19 protein-coding genes are annotated in these 18,069 nt (G+C 29.4%); 12 read left to right on the forward strand and 7 right to left on the reverse strand.

What is annotated here, in order from left to right; translation table 11 throughout:
• Positions 1 to 2: 2 nt before the first annotated feature.
• Genes ACFQZW_RS02865 through ACFQZW_RS02875 form a run of 3 tightly spaced genes read left to right on the forward strand, consistent with a single transcriptional unit; the run spans position 3 to position 3,615 of the window.
• Positions 3 to 2,195: a xanthine dehydrogenase family protein molybdopterin-binding subunit gene (locus tag ACFQZW_RS02865; protein WP_386781439.1), complete on the forward strand. Its 2,193-nt coding sequence runs from the start codon at positions 3 to 5 to the stop codon at positions 2,193 to 2,195.
• Between the two features lie 33 nt (positions 2,196 to 2,228).
• Positions 2,229 to 2,993 carry a xanthine dehydrogenase accessory protein XdhC gene (gene xdhC, locus ACFQZW_RS02870; protein ID WP_372801430.1) on the forward strand — a complete coding sequence of 255 codons (765 nt, stop codon included), beginning with the start codon at positions 2,229 to 2,231 and terminating at the stop codon, positions 2,991 to 2,993.
• Positions 2,983 to 3,615: a nucleotidyltransferase family protein gene (locus ACFQZW_RS02875; RefSeq protein WP_298285568.1), complete on the forward strand. Its 633-nt coding sequence runs from the start codon at positions 2,983 to 2,985 to the stop codon at positions 3,613 to 3,615. The genes xdhC and ACFQZW_RS02875 overlap by 11 nt, the downstream gene beginning before the upstream one ends.
• Positions 3,616 to 3,619: 4 nt before the next feature.
• On the opposite strand, the gene ACFQZW_RS02880 is transcribed toward ACFQZW_RS02875, so the two are convergent.
• On the reverse strand, positions 3,620 to 5,242 hold the full coding sequence (locus ACFQZW_RS02880) for a SulP family inorganic anion transporter (protein WP_372801428.1): 1,623 nt from the start codon (positions 5,240 to 5,242) through the stop codon (positions 3,620 to 3,622).
• A 98-nt stretch (positions 5,243 to 5,340) separates the two neighbouring features.
• The gene (locus tag ACFQZW_RS02885) at positions 5,341 to 5,922 is read right to left on the reverse strand and encodes an NUDIX hydrolase (protein ID WP_372801426.1); all 582 of its coding nucleotides are present in this window, start codon (positions 5,920 to 5,922) and stop codon (positions 5,341 to 5,343) included.
• A gap of 7 nt (positions 5,923 to 5,929) precedes the next feature.
• Between ACFQZW_RS02885 and pyrE the strand changes: the two genes are divergently transcribed.
• Both pyrE and ACFQZW_RS02895 read left to right on the forward strand, forming a co-directional pair.
• Positions 5,930 to 6,571, forward strand: coding sequence for an orotate phosphoribosyltransferase (gene pyrE, locus ACFQZW_RS02890; RefSeq protein ID WP_298264483.1), 642 nt, complete (start codon positions 5,930 to 5,932; stop codon positions 6,569 to 6,571).
• Positions 6,572 to 6,580: 9 nt separating this feature from the next.
• Positions 6,581 to 6,970 carry an SRPBCC family protein gene (locus tag ACFQZW_RS02895; protein ID WP_386781440.1) on the forward strand — a complete coding sequence of 130 codons (390 nt, stop codon included), beginning with the start codon at positions 6,581 to 6,583 and terminating at the stop codon, positions 6,968 to 6,970.
• A gap of 19 nt (positions 6,971 to 6,989) precedes the next feature.
• Here the strand turns inward: ACFQZW_RS02895 and ACFQZW_RS02900 are convergent, their stop codons facing one another.
• Positions 6,990 to 7,727: a biotin--[acetyl-CoA-carboxylase] ligase gene (locus tag ACFQZW_RS02900; RefSeq protein ID WP_386781441.1), complete on the reverse strand. Its 738-nt coding sequence runs from the start codon at positions 7,725 to 7,727 to the stop codon at positions 6,990 to 6,992.
• Positions 7,728 to 7,813: 86 nt separating this feature from the next.
• Here ACFQZW_RS02900 and rsfS point away from each other — a divergent pair, with 86 nt between their 5' ends.
• Genes rsfS through ACFQZW_RS02935 form a run of 7 tightly spaced genes read left to right on the forward strand, consistent with a single transcriptional unit; the run spans position 7,814 to position 13,202 of the window.
• A complete protein-coding gene (gene rsfS, locus ACFQZW_RS02905; RefSeq protein ID WP_298264478.1) occupies positions 7,814 to 8,185 on the forward strand; it encodes a ribosome silencing factor in 372 nt (123 codons plus the stop codon).
• A 30-nt stretch (positions 8,186 to 8,215) separates the two neighbouring features.
• The gene (gene ftsH / locus ACFQZW_RS02910) at positions 8,216 to 10,183 is read left to right on the forward strand and encodes an ATP-dependent zinc metalloprotease FtsH (protein WP_298264476.1); all 1,968 of its coding nucleotides are present in this window, start codon (positions 8,216 to 8,218) and stop codon (positions 10,181 to 10,183) included.
• Between the two features lie 44 nt (positions 10,184 to 10,227).
• Positions 10,228 to 10,815, forward strand: a complete 588-nt coding sequence (locus ACFQZW_RS02915) for a hypothetical protein (protein ID WP_298264474.1) — start codon at positions 10,228 to 10,230, stop codon at positions 10,813 to 10,815.
• A gap of 3 nt (positions 10,816 to 10,818) precedes the next feature.
• The gene (locus ACFQZW_RS02920; protein ID WP_298264473.1) at positions 10,819 to 11,634 is read left to right on the forward strand and encodes a phosphatidate cytidylyltransferase; all 816 of its coding nucleotides are present in this window, start codon (positions 10,819 to 10,821) and stop codon (positions 11,632 to 11,634) included.
• A 2-nt stretch (positions 11,635 to 11,636) separates the two neighbouring features.
• Entirely contained in the window at positions 11,637 to 12,287 is a 651-nt protein-coding gene (locus ACFQZW_RS02925) for a phosphatidylserine decarboxylase family protein (RefSeq protein WP_298264472.1), read from the forward strand.
• 20 nt (positions 12,288 to 12,307) lie between these two features.
• A complete protein-coding gene (locus ACFQZW_RS02930; RefSeq protein WP_298264470.1) occupies positions 12,308 to 12,568 on the forward strand; it encodes an acyl-CoA-binding protein in 261 nt (86 codons plus the stop codon).
• A gap of 22 nt (positions 12,569 to 12,590) precedes the next feature.
• The gene (locus tag ACFQZW_RS02935) at positions 12,591 to 13,202 is read left to right on the forward strand and encodes a YceI family protein (protein WP_298264469.1); all 612 of its coding nucleotides are present in this window, start codon (positions 12,591 to 12,593) and stop codon (positions 13,200 to 13,202) included.
• A gap of 48 nt (positions 13,203 to 13,250) precedes the next feature.
• Here ACFQZW_RS02935 and ACFQZW_RS02940 read toward each other — a convergent pair whose 3' ends face one another.
• The 4 genes from ACFQZW_RS02940 to ACFQZW_RS02955 form a co-directional block, all read right to left on the reverse strand.
• Entirely contained in the window at positions 13,251 to 15,218 is a 1,968-nt protein-coding gene (locus tag ACFQZW_RS02940) for a DUF349 domain-containing protein (RefSeq protein WP_298264468.1), read from the reverse strand.
• A gap of 129 nt (positions 15,219 to 15,347) precedes the next feature.
• Positions 15,348 to 16,094, reverse strand: a complete 747-nt coding sequence (locus ACFQZW_RS02945) for a shikimate dehydrogenase family protein (RefSeq protein ID WP_386781442.1) — start codon at positions 16,092 to 16,094, stop codon at positions 15,348 to 15,350.
• Positions 16,087 to 17,109 carry a DUF368 domain-containing protein gene (locus ACFQZW_RS02950; RefSeq protein ID WP_386781443.1) on the reverse strand — a complete coding sequence of 341 codons (1,023 nt, stop codon included), beginning with the start codon at positions 17,107 to 17,109 and terminating at the stop codon, positions 16,087 to 16,089. Before ACFQZW_RS02950 ends, ACFQZW_RS02945 begins: the two co-directional genes overlap by 8 nt.
• 2 nt (positions 17,110 to 17,111) lie before the next feature.
• Positions 17,112 to 18,044: a DUF368 domain-containing protein gene (locus tag ACFQZW_RS02955; RefSeq protein ID WP_386781444.1), complete on the reverse strand. Its 933-nt coding sequence runs from the start codon at positions 18,042 to 18,044 to the stop codon at positions 17,112 to 17,114.
• Between the last annotated feature and the right edge of the window lie 25 nt (positions 18,045 to 18,069).

Raw genomic sequence — 18,069 nt, forward strand, 5'->3', positions numbered from 1 at the left:
TTATGAAACCTATAAAAAATGTAAGTCGAAGAAGTTTTGTTAAAAGTATTGGTTTAGCCTCTGGCGGATTAATACTAGCTTGTAACACTTCTGTATTTTCTGACAAAGAAAAAACTCCAGAAAATTTAATCAATTTTAATCCAAATTTATTTGTTCAAATAAATTCTGATGGAAGTGTTGTTTTAATTGCCTCTCGTTCTGAAATGGGCAACGGAGTTAGAACTTCATTACCATCGGTAATTGCAGATGAAATGGAAGCTGATTGGTCTAAAATTAAAGTTCAACAAGCCGTTGGAGATAAAAAATATGGCGATCAAAATACCGATGGTTCAAGAAGCATTCGTTATTTATATGAGCCTATGAGAAAAATGGGAGCAATTGCAAAAGCAATGTTAATTAGTGCTGCTGCACAAAAATGGCAAGTTCCAGAAGTTGAATGTTCTGCAGAGAATCATTTCATAATACATACAAGTGGAAAAAAAATTGGTTTTGGAGATTTAGTTGAAATTGCAAAAACTCTTGAAATTCCTTCAGATGAAAGTTTAACTTATAAGAATCCTAAAAATTTTAAATATATTGGCAAACATTTAAAAGGAGTTGATGTTAAAGCATACGCAAATGGCAGTGCTATTTTTGGGCTTGATAAACGTTTGCCCCACATGAAATTTGTTGCTATTGCACGTTGCCCTGTTACTTTTGGAAAAGTAAAATCGTTTGATAAATCAGCTGCTTTAAAAGTTTCTGGTGTAGAAGATGTAATTGAAATCCCTCGAATTGAAAAACCTTTTGGTGCCCTTGGAGGTGTTGCGGTAATAGCCACAAATACTTGGGCCGCTTTTAAAGGTAAAGAAGCTTTAAAAATTGAGTGGGATTTTGGTGAAAACCAACAATATGATTCTGAAAAATACATGAATCAAATTACCCAAAATGTTCACAAAGAAGGTAAAGTTGGAAAAAATCAAGGAAATATAAATAATGCTTTTAAAAATGCTCACAAAACCATTGAAAGCACTTTTCAATTACCACACTTAGCACATGCTCCAATGGAAGTTCCAAATGCAGTTGCTTGGGTACAAGGCGATACTTGTGAAGTTTGGGCTCCAACTCAAGCACCACAATCAACAAGAAAAGAAATCACAGATTATTTAGAAACTACAGAAGATAAAGTAACCATTAATGTTACCTTTTTAGGAGGTGGATTTGGAAGAAAGTCTAAACCAGATTACATTGTTGAAGCAGTAATAGCCTCCAAAGCCTTAAATGCACCTGTTCAAGTTGTTTGGACTCGTGAAGACGATATCAAGCATGGTTATTATCATACCACCAGTGCTCAATATATGAAAGCTTCATTAGATAAAAATGGCAAAGTAACTGGCTGGCTACATCGATTTGCATTGCCTTCTATTGTTTCAACATTTCAACCTGGAGTAGATTATGCTGCTGGTTTTGAAATTTCAAGCGCTGCAAATGTTCCTTTTGAAATTGATAATTTAAAAGTTGAAATTGGACAAGCCCCAGCTCATGTTCGTATTGGATGGCTGCGTTCAGTTATCAATATTCCTCACGGTTTTTCAATCAATGTATTTGCTGATGAATTAGCTTATGCTGCTAACAAAGACCCTTTAGAGTTTCGATTAAATTTAATTGGTAAAGACCGAATTGAAGACACTCAAGATCCTATAAAATATGACACTGCTCGTTTAAAAAATGTTTTGAAAATTGCCGCAAAAAATGCTGAATGGGGAAAAGAATTACCCGAAGGTCATGCTTATGGATTAGCAGTACATTATAGCTTTTATTCGTATGTTGCTTCCGTTGTAGAAGTTTCAATGAAAAACAATAAAGTTAAAGTTCATAATGTATATACCGCTATAGATTGCGGAACTGCAGTTAATAAAAATACTATCACCTCTCAAATGGAAGGAGCTGCCATTTTTGGAATGTCTTTAGCTTATTATGGTAAAATAACTGCTAAAAATGGAGCTATCGAACAAAATAATTACAACGATTATAAAATGATTCGAATGAATGAAATTCCTAAGGTTCATGTTGAAATTGTAGATAGTTCTGAAAAACCGACAGGTGTTGGTGAACCTGGTGTGCCTGTAATTGCTCCAGCAATTATAAATGCCATTTATAAACTTACAGGTAAACGCTATTATAACTTACCTTTAGCTGATTATGATTTGGTCTAATTACATAAAACATACACATTAATTAAAACCTTAATGAATAACAATTGGATTGAATTACTTTCTGAATTTAAACATAAAAAACAACCTATTGCACTGGTTACTGTAACAAAAATTTTAGGATCAGCTCCTTGTAAAGTTGCATCTAAAATGATTGTAACAGAAAAAAAAGATATTTTTGGAACTATTGGTGGAGGAAAACTTGAATTTCAAGTAATTGATGAAGCTATTACTGCTATTACTGAAAATAAAATTAAAGAATTTTCATATACATTAGGACCTGAATTTGAACAGTGCTGTGGTGGAAAAGTTGAATTAATTATAGAACCTATGAATCAACAACCCGAGTTGTACTTATTTGGAGCAGGTCATATTGGTGTGGAATTATGTAAAATTCTAAAAGACACGCCATTCAATATTACGCTTTTAGATATTCGCAAAAATTGGCAAGAAACTTTAAGTCTTGACCAAAGTATTACATTTTCTAATGTGGATTTTGACTTATACAAACACAATGTTAATTGGGGTGACAACTGTTATATAGTTATTATGACTCACGATCATAAATTAGATTTTGAAATTACTGCGCTAGCCCTAGATAGCAAAACCAAATATATTGGTTTAATTGGAAGTAAAACCAAAAAGAACAAATTTAATAATATGCTTAAAAATGAATTAAGTTTCAAAACGGGAATTTCACCTGTAAACTGCCCTATTGGTTTAGACTTAGGAGGAAATTCACCCAAAGAAATTGCAATTAGTGTTGCTGCTGAGTTGTTAAAAGTTCATTATGGAAAATAAGAAGGCTTTTATTTTATTAGCTGGAGGGAAATCTGAAAGAATGGGTGTTGCAAAAGGATTACTAAAATATCAACAAACTTTTTGGATATTAGAACAACTAAACAGAATTTCAAAAACTTCTATAAAAGAAGTATATATAGGTCTGGGTTATTATTATGACCATTATTTCTCAGCCATTCCTTGGCTTAAAATTGCACAAAAAAAAACCTTCGAATTTCAAGGATTAAACGTAAAAACTGTAATCAATAAAAACCCTGATTTAGGTTCATTTTCTACGCTTCAAACCGTTTTAAAAGCTATTCCAAAGCAGACAACTATTTTAATAAACCCAATTGACACTCCCCTATTAAATTCAGAAGAGTTGGCTAAACTTATTTCTGAAAAAAATGAGGTTGTATTTCCAAATTTTGAAGGCAAAAATGGACACCCAATAAAAATAAGTTCTCGAATTTGGAATAATTTTTTAACTATAAATACTAAAGATAAAAACGCTAGATTAGATTTTCAACTAAAAAAAGTAAGCCCTACCAAAATTACAATTGTAAATGTTTCTGATAGGGCAATTATTTTAAATTTAAATACAAAAAAAGAATGGGTTTCTTTTTTAAAAACACTTAAATAATAACTTATTTTTCAAATAGTCCTTTTGTAAATTTTTCTGGATTTGCTGCTAAATGGTAACGGGGATCGTCAACTGCTTCTTCAATAACTTCTTGAAATTTTGGATTGGATTTATACAACAATTCTTTACATTCCTCGCTCAAATGTTTTAAATGAATTTTTTTGCCAGCTGTTTCATATTTTTCAACCAAATTAAAAATAGCTTCTAATGCTGAATGATCACTTACACGAGATTCAATAAAATCTATTTCAACAACGTCTGGGTCATTTTTTACATCAAACTTTTCATTAAATGCAGAAATTGATCCGAAAAATAAAGGACCCCATATTTCATAAATTTTTGTACCATCATCTTTCATTCTTTTTCGCGCCCTAATTCTTGTGGCATTTTCCCAAGAGAAAACCAATGCACTAACAATTACCCCTGCAATTACAGCAATCGCTAAATCAAAAATCACAGTTAATGTTGATACCAAAATAAGAACAAATAAATCTGTTTTAGGAATTTTATTTATAATTCTAAAACTACTCCAAGCAAATGTACCAATAACAACCATAAACATTACTCCAACCAAAGCCGCAATCGGAATTTGCTCAATATATTCAGCTCCAAATAAAATAAACAACAGCAACATCACGGCAGCTACAATCCCTGAAAGCCTTCCTCTTCCACCACCTTTAATATTGATAATTGATTGACCAATCATGGCACAACCTCCCATACCTCCAAACAATCCAGTAACTATATTTGCACTTCCTTGTGCTACACACTCTTTATTTCCATTTCCTCTTGTTTCGGTTAAATCATCAATTAAATTTAGAGTCATAAGAGATTCAATCAATCCAATAGCTGCTAAAATTAAAGCATAAGGAAAAATGAAAACAATAGAATCCCAAGTAAATGGAATTTTAGAAAAGGTTTCTAATTTCAATGTTGGAAAGCCTCCTTTTAATCCTGTTCCTCCACCATCTCTTATAAAAGAACCTACAGTAGCGACATCAAATTTTAATAGAATAGCTATGGTACTAACTACTAAAATTGCTATTAATGCTTCAGGTAATTTTTTAGCTTGCCTAATTTTTGGCAATCCCCACATTATAAACATTGTTAAAGCTACTAGCCCAATCATTAAATACAGTTGACTTCCTTGCAACCAAGTCTTTTCGCCTTCAATTGTTTTTTGAAACATCCCCAATTGAGAAATGAAAATTACAATAGCTAAACCATTAACAAAACCCATCATTACTGGATGTGGAATTAAACGGACAAATTTACCTAACTTTAAAACACCTGCTAAAATTTGAATTATTCCCATCAATATAACCGTGGCAAACAAATAATATAACCCTAAATTTTCTCCGGGATCTCCCATTGCATTTCCTTCTGAAACTAAAGTTACCATCACTACTGCCAAAGCACCTGTAGCACCTGAAATCATACCTGGACGCCCACCAAATATTGAAGTAATTAACCCCATTATAAAAGCAGCATATAAACCGACTAATGGATCTACTCCTGCAACAAATGCAAACGCTACTGCCTCTGGAACCAAAGCTAAAGCTACTGTTATGCCAGATAAAACATCATTTCTTACATTTGATACTCTTTTCTCAATAAATTCAGTCATAATTTTAATTTTCAAAAAGCGGCAAAGGTAATGAATTAAATTTAGCTAAGTTTTTAACTATTTATTACTTAATAATCAAAAAGGTAATTTAAACCAACTTAAAACAACAACTTAATATTCTCATAAGTATTATGTAATGCAGCATTAACTGCTACTTTATTTTTAAAAATTACTTTTTTAATTCCTTCTTCAGTTTGAGGGGTAAGTTCTCCTGTAAAACTGGTTCTCATTAAAAACCAATACGTAATTTTTAAAATTATCTTATTTTTTCTTTCAAAAATGTGATAAGTAGTTTCTAATGGATTTTGTATTGTAAGCTTAGAAATTCCACATTCTTCCTCAACTTCTCTAATAGCGCATTGTTCAATAGATTCGCCTTTTTCTAATTTTCCTTTTGGCAAATCCCATTTATTCAATCTGTAAATAAACAACACTTCATTTTCTATGTTTAATACCTTTCCTCCTGCGGCTTTTTGAATTTTAAACAACGATTGAAACTGTTTCCAATCATTTTCTAAATGATCACATATTAAATAAATACCTGATAATTTCTTTTGAAATAAATCATTTATAATTGATTTAATTTCAGTAAGATTAAACTTTACCTTCTTATAGTTTGTTGAAATATTATTATTTTCTGTCAAAAATATTGGACAGTCATTCACAAAAACTTTATACATTTGCATTATGATTATGAGCAAAGATACTGCAAAAAAAACTGCTGAACTTTTATTACAAATAAAAGCTATCAAGCTACAACCAAACGACCCATTTACTTGGGCTTCTGGATGGAAATCGCCTATATATTGCGATAATAGAACAACGCTTTCTTTTCCTAAAATAAGAAATTATCTAAGAGAAAATTTGGCGAATATTATTGAAAAAGAATATGGTAAACCCGATGTAATAGCTGGTGTTGCTACTGGTGCCATTGCTATTGGAGTTTTAGTTGCACAACATTTAAACTTACCTTTTGTATATGTTAGACCTGAACCTAAAAGTCATGGTAGAAAAAATCAAGTTGAAGGTTTTTTAGAAAAAGGTAAAAATGTTGTTGTTATTGAAGATTTAATTAGTACTGGTAAAAGCAGTTTAAATGCCGTAAAAGCATTAAAAGAAGAAGGTGCTAATGTAAAAGGAATGGTGGCCATTTTTAATTATGGCTTTAAAATTGCTGATGAAAATTTTGAAAATGCCAACGTAAATTTAACTACATTAAGTGATTATGAATATTTACTTGAGCAAGCTTTAGATAGCAATTACATATCATCTAGTGAGTTAGAAACACTTAAAAACTGGAGAGAAAATCCAAGCAAATGGAATCAATAAAATAACGTTATGAACTTAGAAACTAAAAAAACTATCATCCCAAGATCTCAAAAAGATTTTTTCAATTTTTTAACCAATCTTGAAAATTTTGAACAGCTAATGCCTGAAAATAAAACTAAATTTGAAGTGGATGGAGATTCCTTTATTTTTGGTTTAAAAGGAATGCCGGAAATTAGACTAGTTATCAAAGAAAAACAAGAATTTGACAAAATTGTTTTAGGAGCGGCAAGTAGTAAATTAAACTTTTCACTTACAGCTACAATTACCGATGTAACTGAAAGTTCTTGTGAAGCACAATTATTATTTGAAGGTGATTTTAATCCAATGATGGCGATGATGGTAAAAGGACCACTTCAAAAATTTATTGATACATTAACCGACAATGCTTCAAAAATTTAAGCATTTATTTTAAATAATTTTAACGGCTCGCAAATTTTACTTCCTTTAAACTAAATTTGCGAGTTGTTTCGTTTTCCAATTCAATTATTAGCATCCCGCTTTCTTCAACATCTATAATTTTACCCAAAAATAACTCATCGTTAGCATCCACAAACATCGATGGTTTTTGAAATTTATATAGAGTTTTCATATAACGTTTTTTCAAAAATACAAACTCCTTTTTCTCAATAAATTGAACATAATAGCTAATTGAGTTTACAATTTTATTTAATAATTGATCTGCATTAAAATGAGTTCCAGAAATATTTTTTAAAGAAGTCACATTTTCAATGTCTTTTGGAAATAATTCTTGATTTAAATTAATTCCCATACCAATAATAGATTGCCTAATAAAATTTCCCTTTAACACATTTTCAATTAAAATTCCAGCTACTTTGTCGTTTTCTGCCAATATGTCGTTTGGCCACTTAATAAACAATGACACATCAACTCGTTTTTTTAACACCTCTAATAAACCTAATGAAACCGCCATACTTAAATAAAATTGATAAGCAATTTCAAATTCTTTAAATTTTATTAAAATACTGAATGTTAGATTTTTACCATAGTCAGAAACCCAGTTAGTTCCCATTTGACCTCGCCCTTCAGTTTGATGTTCTGCAACAACAACCGTAAAAGTATCTAAATCACTTTTTTGTGCTAACTTTTTTAAGTATGAATTTGTAGAATCAATGGCACTAAGTTTGATTATGTTCATTTGTAATTTATAATTTTAACAAAGTTACTTAAATAACAATTTATGATAAAAAAATAATAACTTTGTAACGAATAAAAAAAATATTAATGACAAAAAGAAAAGTAAGTACAGACGACTTAATAGCGGCAATTTTAAAAGCAATAGATGAAATTAAAGGTGAAGATATTCAAATTTTAGATTTGAGAGAAATTGAAAATACGGTTTGCGACTATTTTGTAATTTGTACAGGTACTTCTAATACACATGTAAATGCCATTTCAGGTATTGTACAAAAACAAGTAAGCAAGTTAACAAAAGAAAAACCTTGGCACGTTGAAGGTGAAGACACTAGTGAATGGGTTTTGTTAGATTATGTGAATGTTGTAGTACACGTTTTTCAAAGACAAACTCGTGAATATTACGATATTGAAAGCTTATGGGGAGATGCTAAAATTACCACCATAACTTCAAACAACTAAAATTTTAACTTATTGTAATTAAAGAAAAAAATGAGTCAGAATAAAAAAAATACAACAAATAAAAATATAAAGCCTCCAAAGTTTAACTTTTACTGGGTGTACGGAATTGTTTTGGTATTATTTATAGGATACCAGTTTTTTAATAGTGGAAGCTTATCTTCAAAAAACTTAAGTCAGAATGAGTTTGAAACCATTTTAACTGAAGGAGATATCGATAAAATACTAATTGTTAATAGAGATATTGCCAATATATTTATTAAAAGTGATGCCTTAGAAAAAGAAAAACACAAAAAAAATAAAACCTCTCTATACTCAATTAATACACCAATGTATTATTATAATTTTGGTGATTTACAAAACTTTGAAAAAGAATTAAACATTAAAAAGAGTGAAAATAACTTAGATTTTGATCTTAAATATGAAGAAAAAACAAACTTCTTAGAACAAATATTTATTTATTTACCATTTATATTTTTAATTGGTTTATGGATTTATTTTATGAGAAGAATGTCTGGTGGTGGTGCTGGAGGTGGCGGTGGCCAAATTTTCAGCATAGGAAAATCTAAAGCTAAATTATTTGATCAAGATCAAAAAGTAAAAACTTCTTTTAAAGATGTAGCAGGTTTAGAAGGAGCAAAAGAAGAAGTTCAAGAAATTGTTGACTTTTTAAAAAGCCCTGATAAATATACTGCATTAGGAGGTAAAATTCCAAAAGGAGCACTATTAGTTGGCCCTCCTGGAACGGGTAAAACTTTATTAGCTAAAGCAGTAGCAGGTGAAGCAGGTGTACCATTTTTCTCACTTTCTGGGTCTGATTTTGTTGAGATGTTTGTAGGTGTAGGAGCATCTCGTGTTCGTGATTTATTTAAACAAGCACAGCAAAAGTCCCCTTCAATTATTTTTATTGATGAAATTGATGCCATTGGTAGATCGCGTGGTAAAAGTAATATTACAGGTGGAAACGATGAAAGAGAAAATACACTCAATCAATTATTAACTGAAATGGATGGCTTTGGTACCGATACCAATGTTATTGTGATAGCTGCAACAAACAGAGCTGATGTTTTGGATAAGGCATTAATGCGTGCAGGAAGATTTGATAGGCAAATTTATGTAGACTTACCAGATTTAAAAGAACGTGAACAAATTTTTAAAGTTCATATCAAACCTATTAAACTTCATAAAGATGTTGATATTTCATTTTTATCTCAACAAACTCCTGGTTTTTCTGGTGCAGATATTGCTAATTTATGTAATGAAGCTGCTTTAATAGCTGCAAGAAAAGGAAAAAAAGCAGTACATCATCAAGATTTTTTAGATGCTGTAGATAGAATTGTTGGTGGATTAGAAAAGAAAAATAAAATTATTTCACCTAAAGAAAAGAAAACTATTGCATTTCATGAAGCTGGTCATGCAACGGCAAGTTGGATGTTAGAACATGCGGCTCCATTAGTAAAAGTTACCATAGTACCTAGAGGACAATCATTAGGTGCTGCTTGGTATTTACCTGAAGAACGTCAAATTGTTCAAGCTGAACAAATGTTAGATGAAATGTGTGCTACGTTGGCTGGTAGAGCTGCAGAAAAATTAATGTTTGATAAAATTTCAACTGGAGCACTCAACGATTTAGAAAAAGTTACTAGACAGGCAAAAGCAATGGTCACAGTATATGGACTGAATGATAAAATAGGAAATATAACTTATTACGATTCTTCTGGACAATCTGATTATAATTTCACAAAACCTTATAGCGAAGAAACTGCTCAAGTAATTGATAAAGAAATTTCTCAAATTATTGAAATTCAATATCAAAGAGCCATTCAAATTTTAAGTGATAATAAAGATAAATTAATTACACTTGCTGAACTTTTACTTGAAAAAGAAGTTATTTTCAAAAAAGATTTAGAAACTATTTTTGGTAAAAGAGCTTTTGAAGTAGAACCTAAAGAAACGACCACTGAAACCAATTCTGAAAATTCATTAGAAACAGAAGAGTAAATTCATTAGTTTTTTATAATTTTGAATTTATTCAATAAAAGTTAATGAGTTTTTTTAAAAAGTTATTTAATACTCCTAAACCAAAGGAAACTAAAGAAGATAGTTCAGATTTTCAAAACTTACCCATTGATCAAATTTTTGTCAAAAATTTCATCAAAAATAGTGGTAAGTTTTTATATTGTACTACCTTACAAGAAGTCTCTTTAAATTTAAAAAATATCATTCAAGAAAATTCTTGGGATACAATAATTTGTAATGAAAGTGATTTACTGAAATTAATTAAAACCATAAACGTCAAAACAACAAGCAAATTAAATGGAGAACTGCCATTTTTTGTGAGTTGTGAGCATTTAATTGCCGAAAATGGAAGCATTTTATTTTCTTCAAACCAATTAAAAGAGCTTAAAATATCAGAATTATCTGATAATTTTATTGTTTATGCAACAACCAGCCAATTGGTAAATACCAAAGGTGAAAGTTTAACAGGAATTAAAACGCGTTATCAAGGTAATATTCCTAATAATATTAGCGCAATAAAAAATTACAATCCTAATTCCAAAGAAGATGACTTTATGAGTTATGGAAATACCAATGCAAAAAACTTATATTTGTTACTTTTTGAAGACCTATAGTTTATGAAGAAACTTTTAAAACGGGCACTCTCAGGTTTTATTTTTGTTAGTGTTTTAATATTTTCCATATTATACAGTAAAATAACATTTATTGGCCTTTTCTTTATAATGATGATGTTTTGTTTGTATGAGTTTAAGAAAATGATACAACTTAAAAGTGTTTTTCCTTATTTAATTGGAACCTTATTATTTATTTTTGGAAACATTTTAAATGTCGATGACTTACCCTCAAGAATTATTTTTGAATATGTTGGTGTTGCATTATTTTTAACCATTTTTATAACTTTTGCATCTATCTTATTTGCTAAAAAAGAAGAAGTTATAAGTCATTTAGGAAAAATATTCTTATCCATAATTTATATTGTTGTACCTTTTACATTAATTGTTCAAATCCCTTTTTTAAATGCAAGGTTTAACTATGTAAACACTACTATTTTAGGCGTTTTTATTCTAATTTGGACAAATGATACATTTGCATTTTTGGTAGGTAAAAATTTTGGGAAAAGAAAATTATTAGAACGTATTTCTCCTAATAAAACTATTGAAGGCTTTATAGGAGGAATGGTTTTTACCTTTATAGCTAGCTTTGTTTTGGCAAGTCAATTTGATAGTCATACACTTATTCAATGGATAGTAATTGCAGGAATAGTGAGTATCTTTGGCGTATTAGGAGATTTAATAGAATCTATGTTTAAAAGACAAGCGGGTGTTAAAGACAGTAGTAACTTTATTCCTGGACATGGTGGTTTTTTAGATAGGTTTGATAGTGTTATCTTTGCAGCACCATTCATATTTATATACTTACAAGTAATTCAATAATTATGTTTCATAAAGAAGGTTTTAAAATAATTTTAATTGCAACATTTATTGTTGGTATAGGTATTATCGCTATTGAAAATGTTGTTTCCATAAATTGGTTAAATAAATTATTGGCAGCTACTTTGTTAATATTTTATATACTTATCTTACAATTTTTCAGAAATCCTAAAAGAACCACTAATATTAACGATTCTACTATTGTTGCACCTGTTGATGGTAAAGTAGTAGTAATAGAAGAAGTATTTGAAAAAGAATATTTTAAAGACCAGCGTATACAAATTTCAATTTTTATGTCTCCACTTAATGTACATGTAACAAGGTATCCAATGAGTGGAAAAGTAAAGTTTAGCAAATATCACCCAGGAAAATATTTAGTAGCTTGGCATCCTAAAGCTTCAGAAGAAAATGAGCGAACTACAATTGTTGTAGAAAATAAAAAATTTGGTGAAGTATTATACAGACAAATAGCGGGTGCTTTAGCTAAAAGAATAGTCAATTACGCTAAACCATCTATGGAAGTACTTCAAGGATCTGATGCAGGATTTATAAAGTTTGGATCTAGAGTAGATATCTTTTTACCTTTAAACACTAAAATTAATGTAAATTTGAATGATAAAGTAAAAGGAGGAGAACAAATAATTGCTACTTTATAGTTATTTATAAATACAAGCTAATGGGAAAAGAATTAGATATTGAATTTAAAAAAGCTTACAAAATAGCATCCACTACAAAAATTAAATTACCACCAGATGTAATGCTTCAATTTTATGCATATTATAAACAAGCAATAAAAGGGAATAATTATGAAAGACCATCTGGCAATGTTCAGCTTAGAAATGCGTTTAAACTAAATGCTTGGATTCAACTTAGCCATCTAACAGAAGATGAAGCAAAAATAAAATACATTCAACTAGTAAATAAACATCTAAAATAACTACTAATTAAAATTAACAATTATGAAAAAAATACGAATACTAAGTATGCTATTGGCAATTACCTTAATTTATTCTTGTAAAGAAGCTCCTAAAAAAGAAGTGAAAAAAGAAGAATTAAGTTATTCAATAGCAACTGAAACATCTACTATAAATTGGACTGCATTTAAAACAACAGATAAAGTACCTGTGAAAGGCCAGTTTACTGAGTTTTCAATTGAAAATTCAAAAAAAGCTTCAACACCTCTAGAAGCTTTAGATGGAATCAAATTTAAAATTCCCGTAAGCAGTCTATTTACAAAAGATACTATTAGAGATGGAAAATTAAAAAAATTCTTTTTTGGTGTTATGAAAAATACCACCTTTCTTTCAGGTACAGTTCATACTACAAATCAAAACACTGGTACAGTTGATTTAAATATGAATGGGATTACCCATACTTTGCCTATTACTTTTGTTTTAAGTGAAAATAACGTAGTAATTAATGCTGAAATGAATGTTGATAATTGGCAAGCTCAAGAAGCTTTAATTAGTTTAAATGAAGCATGCAAAGATCTACATACTGGACCAGATGGAGTTACAAAAACTTGGAGCGAAGTAAAAATTGAAGTATCCACCAATTTTATACAAAATTAAAAAGAAAGAGCCTCTAATTAGAGGCTCTTTCTTTTTAATTCTATTTTTTTAATAATCTATTCTTTTTAGATATTCTAATTTGGCTTTCCAAATTTCAAGCTTTTCTTTAAAGACATTGATATTATCTCTTACATTTTTAACTAAAGGATTGTCTTCAGTTACATTTGAAATAAAACCAATATTATTTTCAAGCTGTTGTATTTCTCTTACAATTTCATCAATCTTTTTTCTAACAAATAATTGTTCTGAATCCAATTTACGATAATCTTTTTGTTCTAAATAACCATTCACTAGGTTTTTAAACTTAATCATCTCTACCTCTTCCTTATCAATATCAGTTGAATCAACAATTTTATCTAACAATTTATTAAATTTAACCTCAACATGACGCATTTCATAGGGAACTCTACCTAATTCTCTCCAATCATTCACATAATCTTTAAGTTCGTCTAAAGTAATCTCATCTTTAGATTCTGCAGATTCTTTAATTTCTGTTAATAGTTCTTTCTTCTTATTAAAAACTTCTAATTGCTCTTTATTCCCAGCATCTTGTTTAGAGTGCAGTCTATCAAAATAATGATTACAAGCATCTTTAAATTGCCTCCAAAGCTTATCGGAATATTTTTGTGGCACATGACCAATCTTTTTCCAATCTGCTTGAATCTTCTTCATGATATCTGTGGCAACGTCCCAATCTTCACTATCTTTAATAGATTCTGCTTTTTCTATAAGTAACTTTTTGGCATTTAAATTTTCTAAATGAGCTTTTTTTACTTCTTTAAAATACTTGTTTTTTGCACTGTTAAATTTTCTAGTTGCTTGCTTAAATTTAGACCAAATTTGATCACTTTTTGCTCTTGGAACTTGACCAATTTCAAAAAACTTTTTACGTAATTTTTCAATTTCTTTAATACTCTTTTGCCAATCTGATCGAGTTTTATTACTTAAGAAATCTAAATTTTCAATTTCGGATATGACTTCTAGTTTTTTATCTATATTTTGTTCAAACTTAGATTTTAATTCTTTAAAGAAATCATGACGTTTGTCATGTACTTTTTTGGTTGCTTCACTAAAACGCCCCCAAACTTCATCTCTATGTTCACGTGGAATTGGGCCTATATCTTCTTTCCACATCTTATGCAATACTTGTAATTCTTTAAAAGCTAAATTAATATCATCCAATTCTGCTAATTCTTCTGCTTTTTCAACAAGTTTTAATTTTTCTTCAAAGTTATGTTTAAAATCTAAATCTCTTAAATCATTATTTAAATGCAATAAATCATAAAACCGTTCTACATGATGATGATAGGTTCTCCAAGTATCGTTATATTTTGCTCTTGGAATTGGACCTATTTCTCGCCATCTATCCTGTATATTTTTAAATAATTTATACATTGTTGCTCCATCAGCATTGTCAATTAAGTGCTTTAATTCTTCAATTAAATCTAACTTAGCTTGTAAGTTTTGTTTCAACTTACTTTCTTGTTGTGCATAATATTCATTACGTTTAATTTTATAATCGTAAAGAATACTATTATAGGTAGATTTTATAGGGTTGTTATATTGAAAATCAACAACATTACCACCTTCAGCTAAAAACTTTTCTTTTTCTTTTTTTAAAAGTTCTCCAAACTTAACATTGAAACTGTTTTTTATACTATTTACGTTGCTACTAATACTTTGAACCTTGTGTTCTTTAACAAGTACAGCTAACTCAGCAACTAAATCTTCTAAACTTAATTTAGAATAGTCTTTATGCTCAATTGCAGTTTCATCATCATTTTCTGAACTTTCCGCAATTTTACTCTCAATTTCATCAACTGCTTTATTGTTAGTACCAGCTCCTTCTTTTATGGTAGGTTCTGGCTCTTTTGTTACATTGTCTTCTACAGCAATAGGCTTACTTTTTGTGTTTTCAGCATGTTCTACTACTGCTTTTTCATCATTTAAATTTTCAGTTGTTTTTGAAGTTGAATTGTTTTCTTCTGCCGGTAATTTGTTGTTCTCGTCTAACATATAAAAATGTTTAAGGTTCGTTTAATTATATTAAATAATAATTTTCAAAATAGCAAATCTTATGATATCCTATTTCTTAATTAAGATGTTAAGTTGCTTTAACAGTTGCGTAAATTTACGTAATTCTTTTTATGAATTCCATATTTCCCATGACTTTTCGGCTTGTAATTCGAGCATTTCAAGTCCATTTTTTATTACTGCTCCTTTTTTTTCTCCTTCATTTAAAAATTTAGTTTTTGCAGGGTTATAAATTAGATCATATAATAAATGATTTGAGGATAAATAATGATATGGGATTTTGGGTGCATCATCTATATTTGGATGAGTTCCAATAGGTGTACAATTAATTATAATTGTATATTCCTTTAAAATATCTTCATTAAGTTGAGTATATAAAAACCTGTTTTCAGCTAGTTTTCTTGAAACAAATTTATATTGTATTTTCATCATTTTTAAGGCATAAGCAACAGCTTTAGACGCCCCTCCGGTTCCTAAAATTAGAGCTTTTTTATGATGAGTTTTTAAAAGAGGTTCTATCGATTTTTGAAAACCATAAAAATCTGTATTATACCCTATTAATTTATTTTCATCAGTAATTTTTATTGTATTTACTGCTCCAATTTCTTTTGCATTAGATTCAATTTTATTTAAGTATTTAATTACTGATTCTTTATAAGGTATGGTTACGTTTAGCCCTCTAAACTCATGTTCTTTATGGTACAAAATAAAAGGGAATTCTTCTACTTCTGGAATATCAAAGTTATAGTATTTATAAGGTTTAAGTCCTAATTTTTGAAATTTTTCAGTAAAATATTTTCTTGAAAATGAGTAGGATATATTTTTTCCTAACAACCCAAATTTAATTCTTTTATTCATCTATGTATTCTTTCCTTTCTGAACCGTATTTATCAATTAACAAAATAATTCCTGCACCAATTATTACAAATAAAATTGCTATCCAAGTTTCTTTGTTTGTAAAGTCAGGAAAGTATCTGGTATAATTTTCAATTACTTCGTTTCCATTTGCGTCAAATAAAACGTTACCATCAACTACTTTATAAACCACTTTTTTCCAAGGCCAAACAATTCCTAAAGATCCTGCTATAAACCCAATAATAACTGCTGATACTATTTGATGCCAACGTTTTAAAACATAACCTAAAATATGTGAGGTGAACACCAACCCAAAGGCTGAACCTCCAGTAAATGATCCTATAATTTTTAAATACCTAATTCTTTCATCATTATCCATAAAACTGAAATCACCTGTAAAAATTTCAGTAATGGTTTTAAATAACATATTTACAGAGTCGACCAATAACAATACATAGTTTCCTAATAAAATTAAAATAAACGACCCTGATAAACCTGGTAAAGTCATCCCCGAAACACCAATAATACCACAGGCAAATACAAACCATAAATTGTCGTTTTCTTTTGCTGGGTTCATAAAGCTTATAGCTACTCCTAATGAAATTCCAATAATCATAGCTACAATATTTCTAGTTTTCCAATTATTAAAATCTTTTGAAATGTAATAAATGGAACCTAATATCATTCCAAAAAAGGAGCTCCAAACATACAACTCATATCTTTGCAGTAAATAATCAAGAACAAGTGATACGCTAAAGTAGCTAAACATACTGCCTCCAAAAACTAACAATAAAAAAGTTGCATTTGTGTAATAATAAAAACTTTTGAACCTTCCATTAATTAGTAGTAATAAAGCCTTATAATTTATTTTTTTGAATGAATAAATCATTTCTTCATAAAAGCCCAATACAAAAGAAACTGTACCTCCAGATACGCCAGGAACTTTATTTGCTGCCCCCATTGACAATCCTTTAATAAAAAGGAAAAATTTATCTAACAAACTACGCTCCCTAGCCATAACTACTTTTTTGATGAAACTTTAGCCAATTTTTCTAATAAAATAATTACTAAAAAGCCTATTACAGCTAAAATTATTGCCATTGCTATTTGAGGTTCTCCTTCATAAGAAGAAGGCAAAATACTTTGCTCATTAAAAGGAACTTTTACACCATGAGAATTTAAACGCCACGTTAATGGTTGTTTCCAAGGCCATATTTTATTTAAGGATCCCAAAATAAAACCTGTTAATATTGCTAAAGTAAAATTTCTATAATGATTGAATAACCACTTTAAAATTTTGGAAAAAAATAACAACCCAACTATTGCTCCAGTGGCTAAAATTGCCAGTAGTTTGAAATCTTTATTATGAATGGCATCTAAAACTGGTTTATAGGCACCTAATAGAACTAAAATAAAAGAGCCAGAAATACCTGGCAAAATCATTGCACAAATTGCTATTGATCCAGCTAAAAATATAAAAAGTGGAGAAGAATTTTCTGTTACTAAAGGTTGTAAAGTTGTTATATAATAAGCAATCAGAGCACCTACAATAAACAAAAAAATAGTCAACAAATTCCAACGTGTAATTTGCTTTCCTATATACAAAATACTTGCCAATACTAAACCAAAAAAGAATGACCAAACAAGTATTGGTTTGTTTTCTAACAACCAAGAAATCAATTTGGCTAAAGATGCAATACTTATAAAAACACCAATCAATAGAGCAATTAGAAAATTTCCATTTATTGTTTTCCAAACAGCTTTTAAGCCTTCAGATTTAAGAACTCTTAATGTTTTTAAATTTATGGAACTTATTGATGTTAATAGTTCTTCGTAAATACCTGAAATAAACGCAATGGTTCCACCCGAAACTCCAGGCACTACATCAGCAGCACCCATAGCGATTCCTTTTAATGAAATAATTAAATATTGTAACAGATTTCTTTGTTGCATAAGCTCTTAAAAGTTATTGAGCAAA

The organism is Lutibacter aestuarii, assembly GCF_042676885.1.
Classification (GTDB): domain Bacteria; phylum Bacteroidota; class Bacteroidia; order Flavobacteriales; family Flavobacteriaceae; genus Lutibacter; species Lutibacter aestuarii.

Bases quoted from the DNA above. Each gene is read 5' to 3' on its own strand.
- ACFQZW_RS02865 (WP_386781439.1), top strand. From the start codon at position 3: ATGAAACCTATAAAAAATGTAAGTCGAAGAAGTTTTGTTAAAAGTATT.
- xdhC (WP_372801430.1), top strand. From the start codon at position 2,229: ATGAATAACAATTGGATTGAATTACTTTCTGAATTTAAACATAAAAAA.
- ACFQZW_RS02875 (WP_298285568.1), top strand. From the start codon at position 2,983: ATGGAAAATAAGAAGGCTTTTATTTTATTAGCTGGAGGGAAATCTGAA.
- ACFQZW_RS02880 (WP_372801428.1), bottom strand. From the start codon at position 5,242: ATGACTGAATTTATTGAGAAAAGAGTATCAAATGTAAGAAATGATGTT.
- ACFQZW_RS02885 (WP_372801426.1), bottom strand. From the start codon at position 5,922: ATGTATAAAGTTTTTGTGAATGACTGTCCAATATTTTTGACAGAAAAT.
- pyrE (WP_298264483.1), top strand. From the start codon at position 5,930: ATGATTATGAGCAAAGATACTGCAAAAAAAACTGCTGAACTTTTATTA.
- ACFQZW_RS02895 (WP_386781440.1), top strand. From the start codon at position 6,581: ATGAACTTAGAAACTAAAAAAACTATCATCCCAAGATCTCAAAAAGAT.
- ACFQZW_RS02900 (WP_386781441.1), bottom strand. From the start codon at position 7,727: ATGAACATAATCAAACTTAGTGCCATTGATTCTACAAATTCATACTTA.
- rsfS (WP_298264478.1), top strand. From the start codon at position 7,814: ATGACAAAAAGAAAAGTAAGTACAGACGACTTAATAGCGGCAATTTTA.
- ftsH (WP_298264476.1), top strand. From the start codon at position 8,216: ATGAGTCAGAATAAAAAAAATACAACAAATAAAAATATAAAGCCTCCA.
- ACFQZW_RS02915 (WP_298264474.1), top strand. From the start codon at position 10,228: ATGAGTTTTTTTAAAAAGTTATTTAATACTCCTAAACCAAAGGAAACT.
- ACFQZW_RS02920 (WP_298264473.1), top strand. From the start codon at position 10,819: ATGAAGAAACTTTTAAAACGGGCACTCTCAGGTTTTATTTTTGTTAGT.
- ACFQZW_RS02925 (WP_298264472.1), top strand. From the start codon at position 11,637: ATGTTTCATAAAGAAGGTTTTAAAATAATTTTAATTGCAACATTTATT.
- ACFQZW_RS02930 (WP_298264470.1), top strand. From the start codon at position 12,308: ATGGGAAAAGAATTAGATATTGAATTTAAAAAAGCTTACAAAATAGCA.
- ACFQZW_RS02935 (WP_298264469.1), top strand. From the start codon at position 12,591: ATGAAAAAAATACGAATACTAAGTATGCTATTGGCAATTACCTTAATT.
- ACFQZW_RS02940 (WP_298264468.1), bottom strand. From the start codon at position 15,218: ATGTTAGACGAGAACAACAAATTACCGGCAGAAGAAAACAATTCAACT.
- ACFQZW_RS02945 (WP_386781442.1), bottom strand. From the start codon at position 16,094: ATGAATAAAAGAATTAAATTTGGGTTGTTAGGAAAAAATATATCCTAC.
- ACFQZW_RS02950 (WP_386781443.1), bottom strand. From the start codon at position 17,109: ATGGCTAGGGAGCGTAGTTTGTTAGATAAATTTTTCCTTTTTATTAAA.
- ACFQZW_RS02955 (WP_386781444.1), bottom strand. From the start codon at position 18,044: ATGCAACAAAGAAATCTGTTACAATATTTAATTATTTCATTAAAAGGA.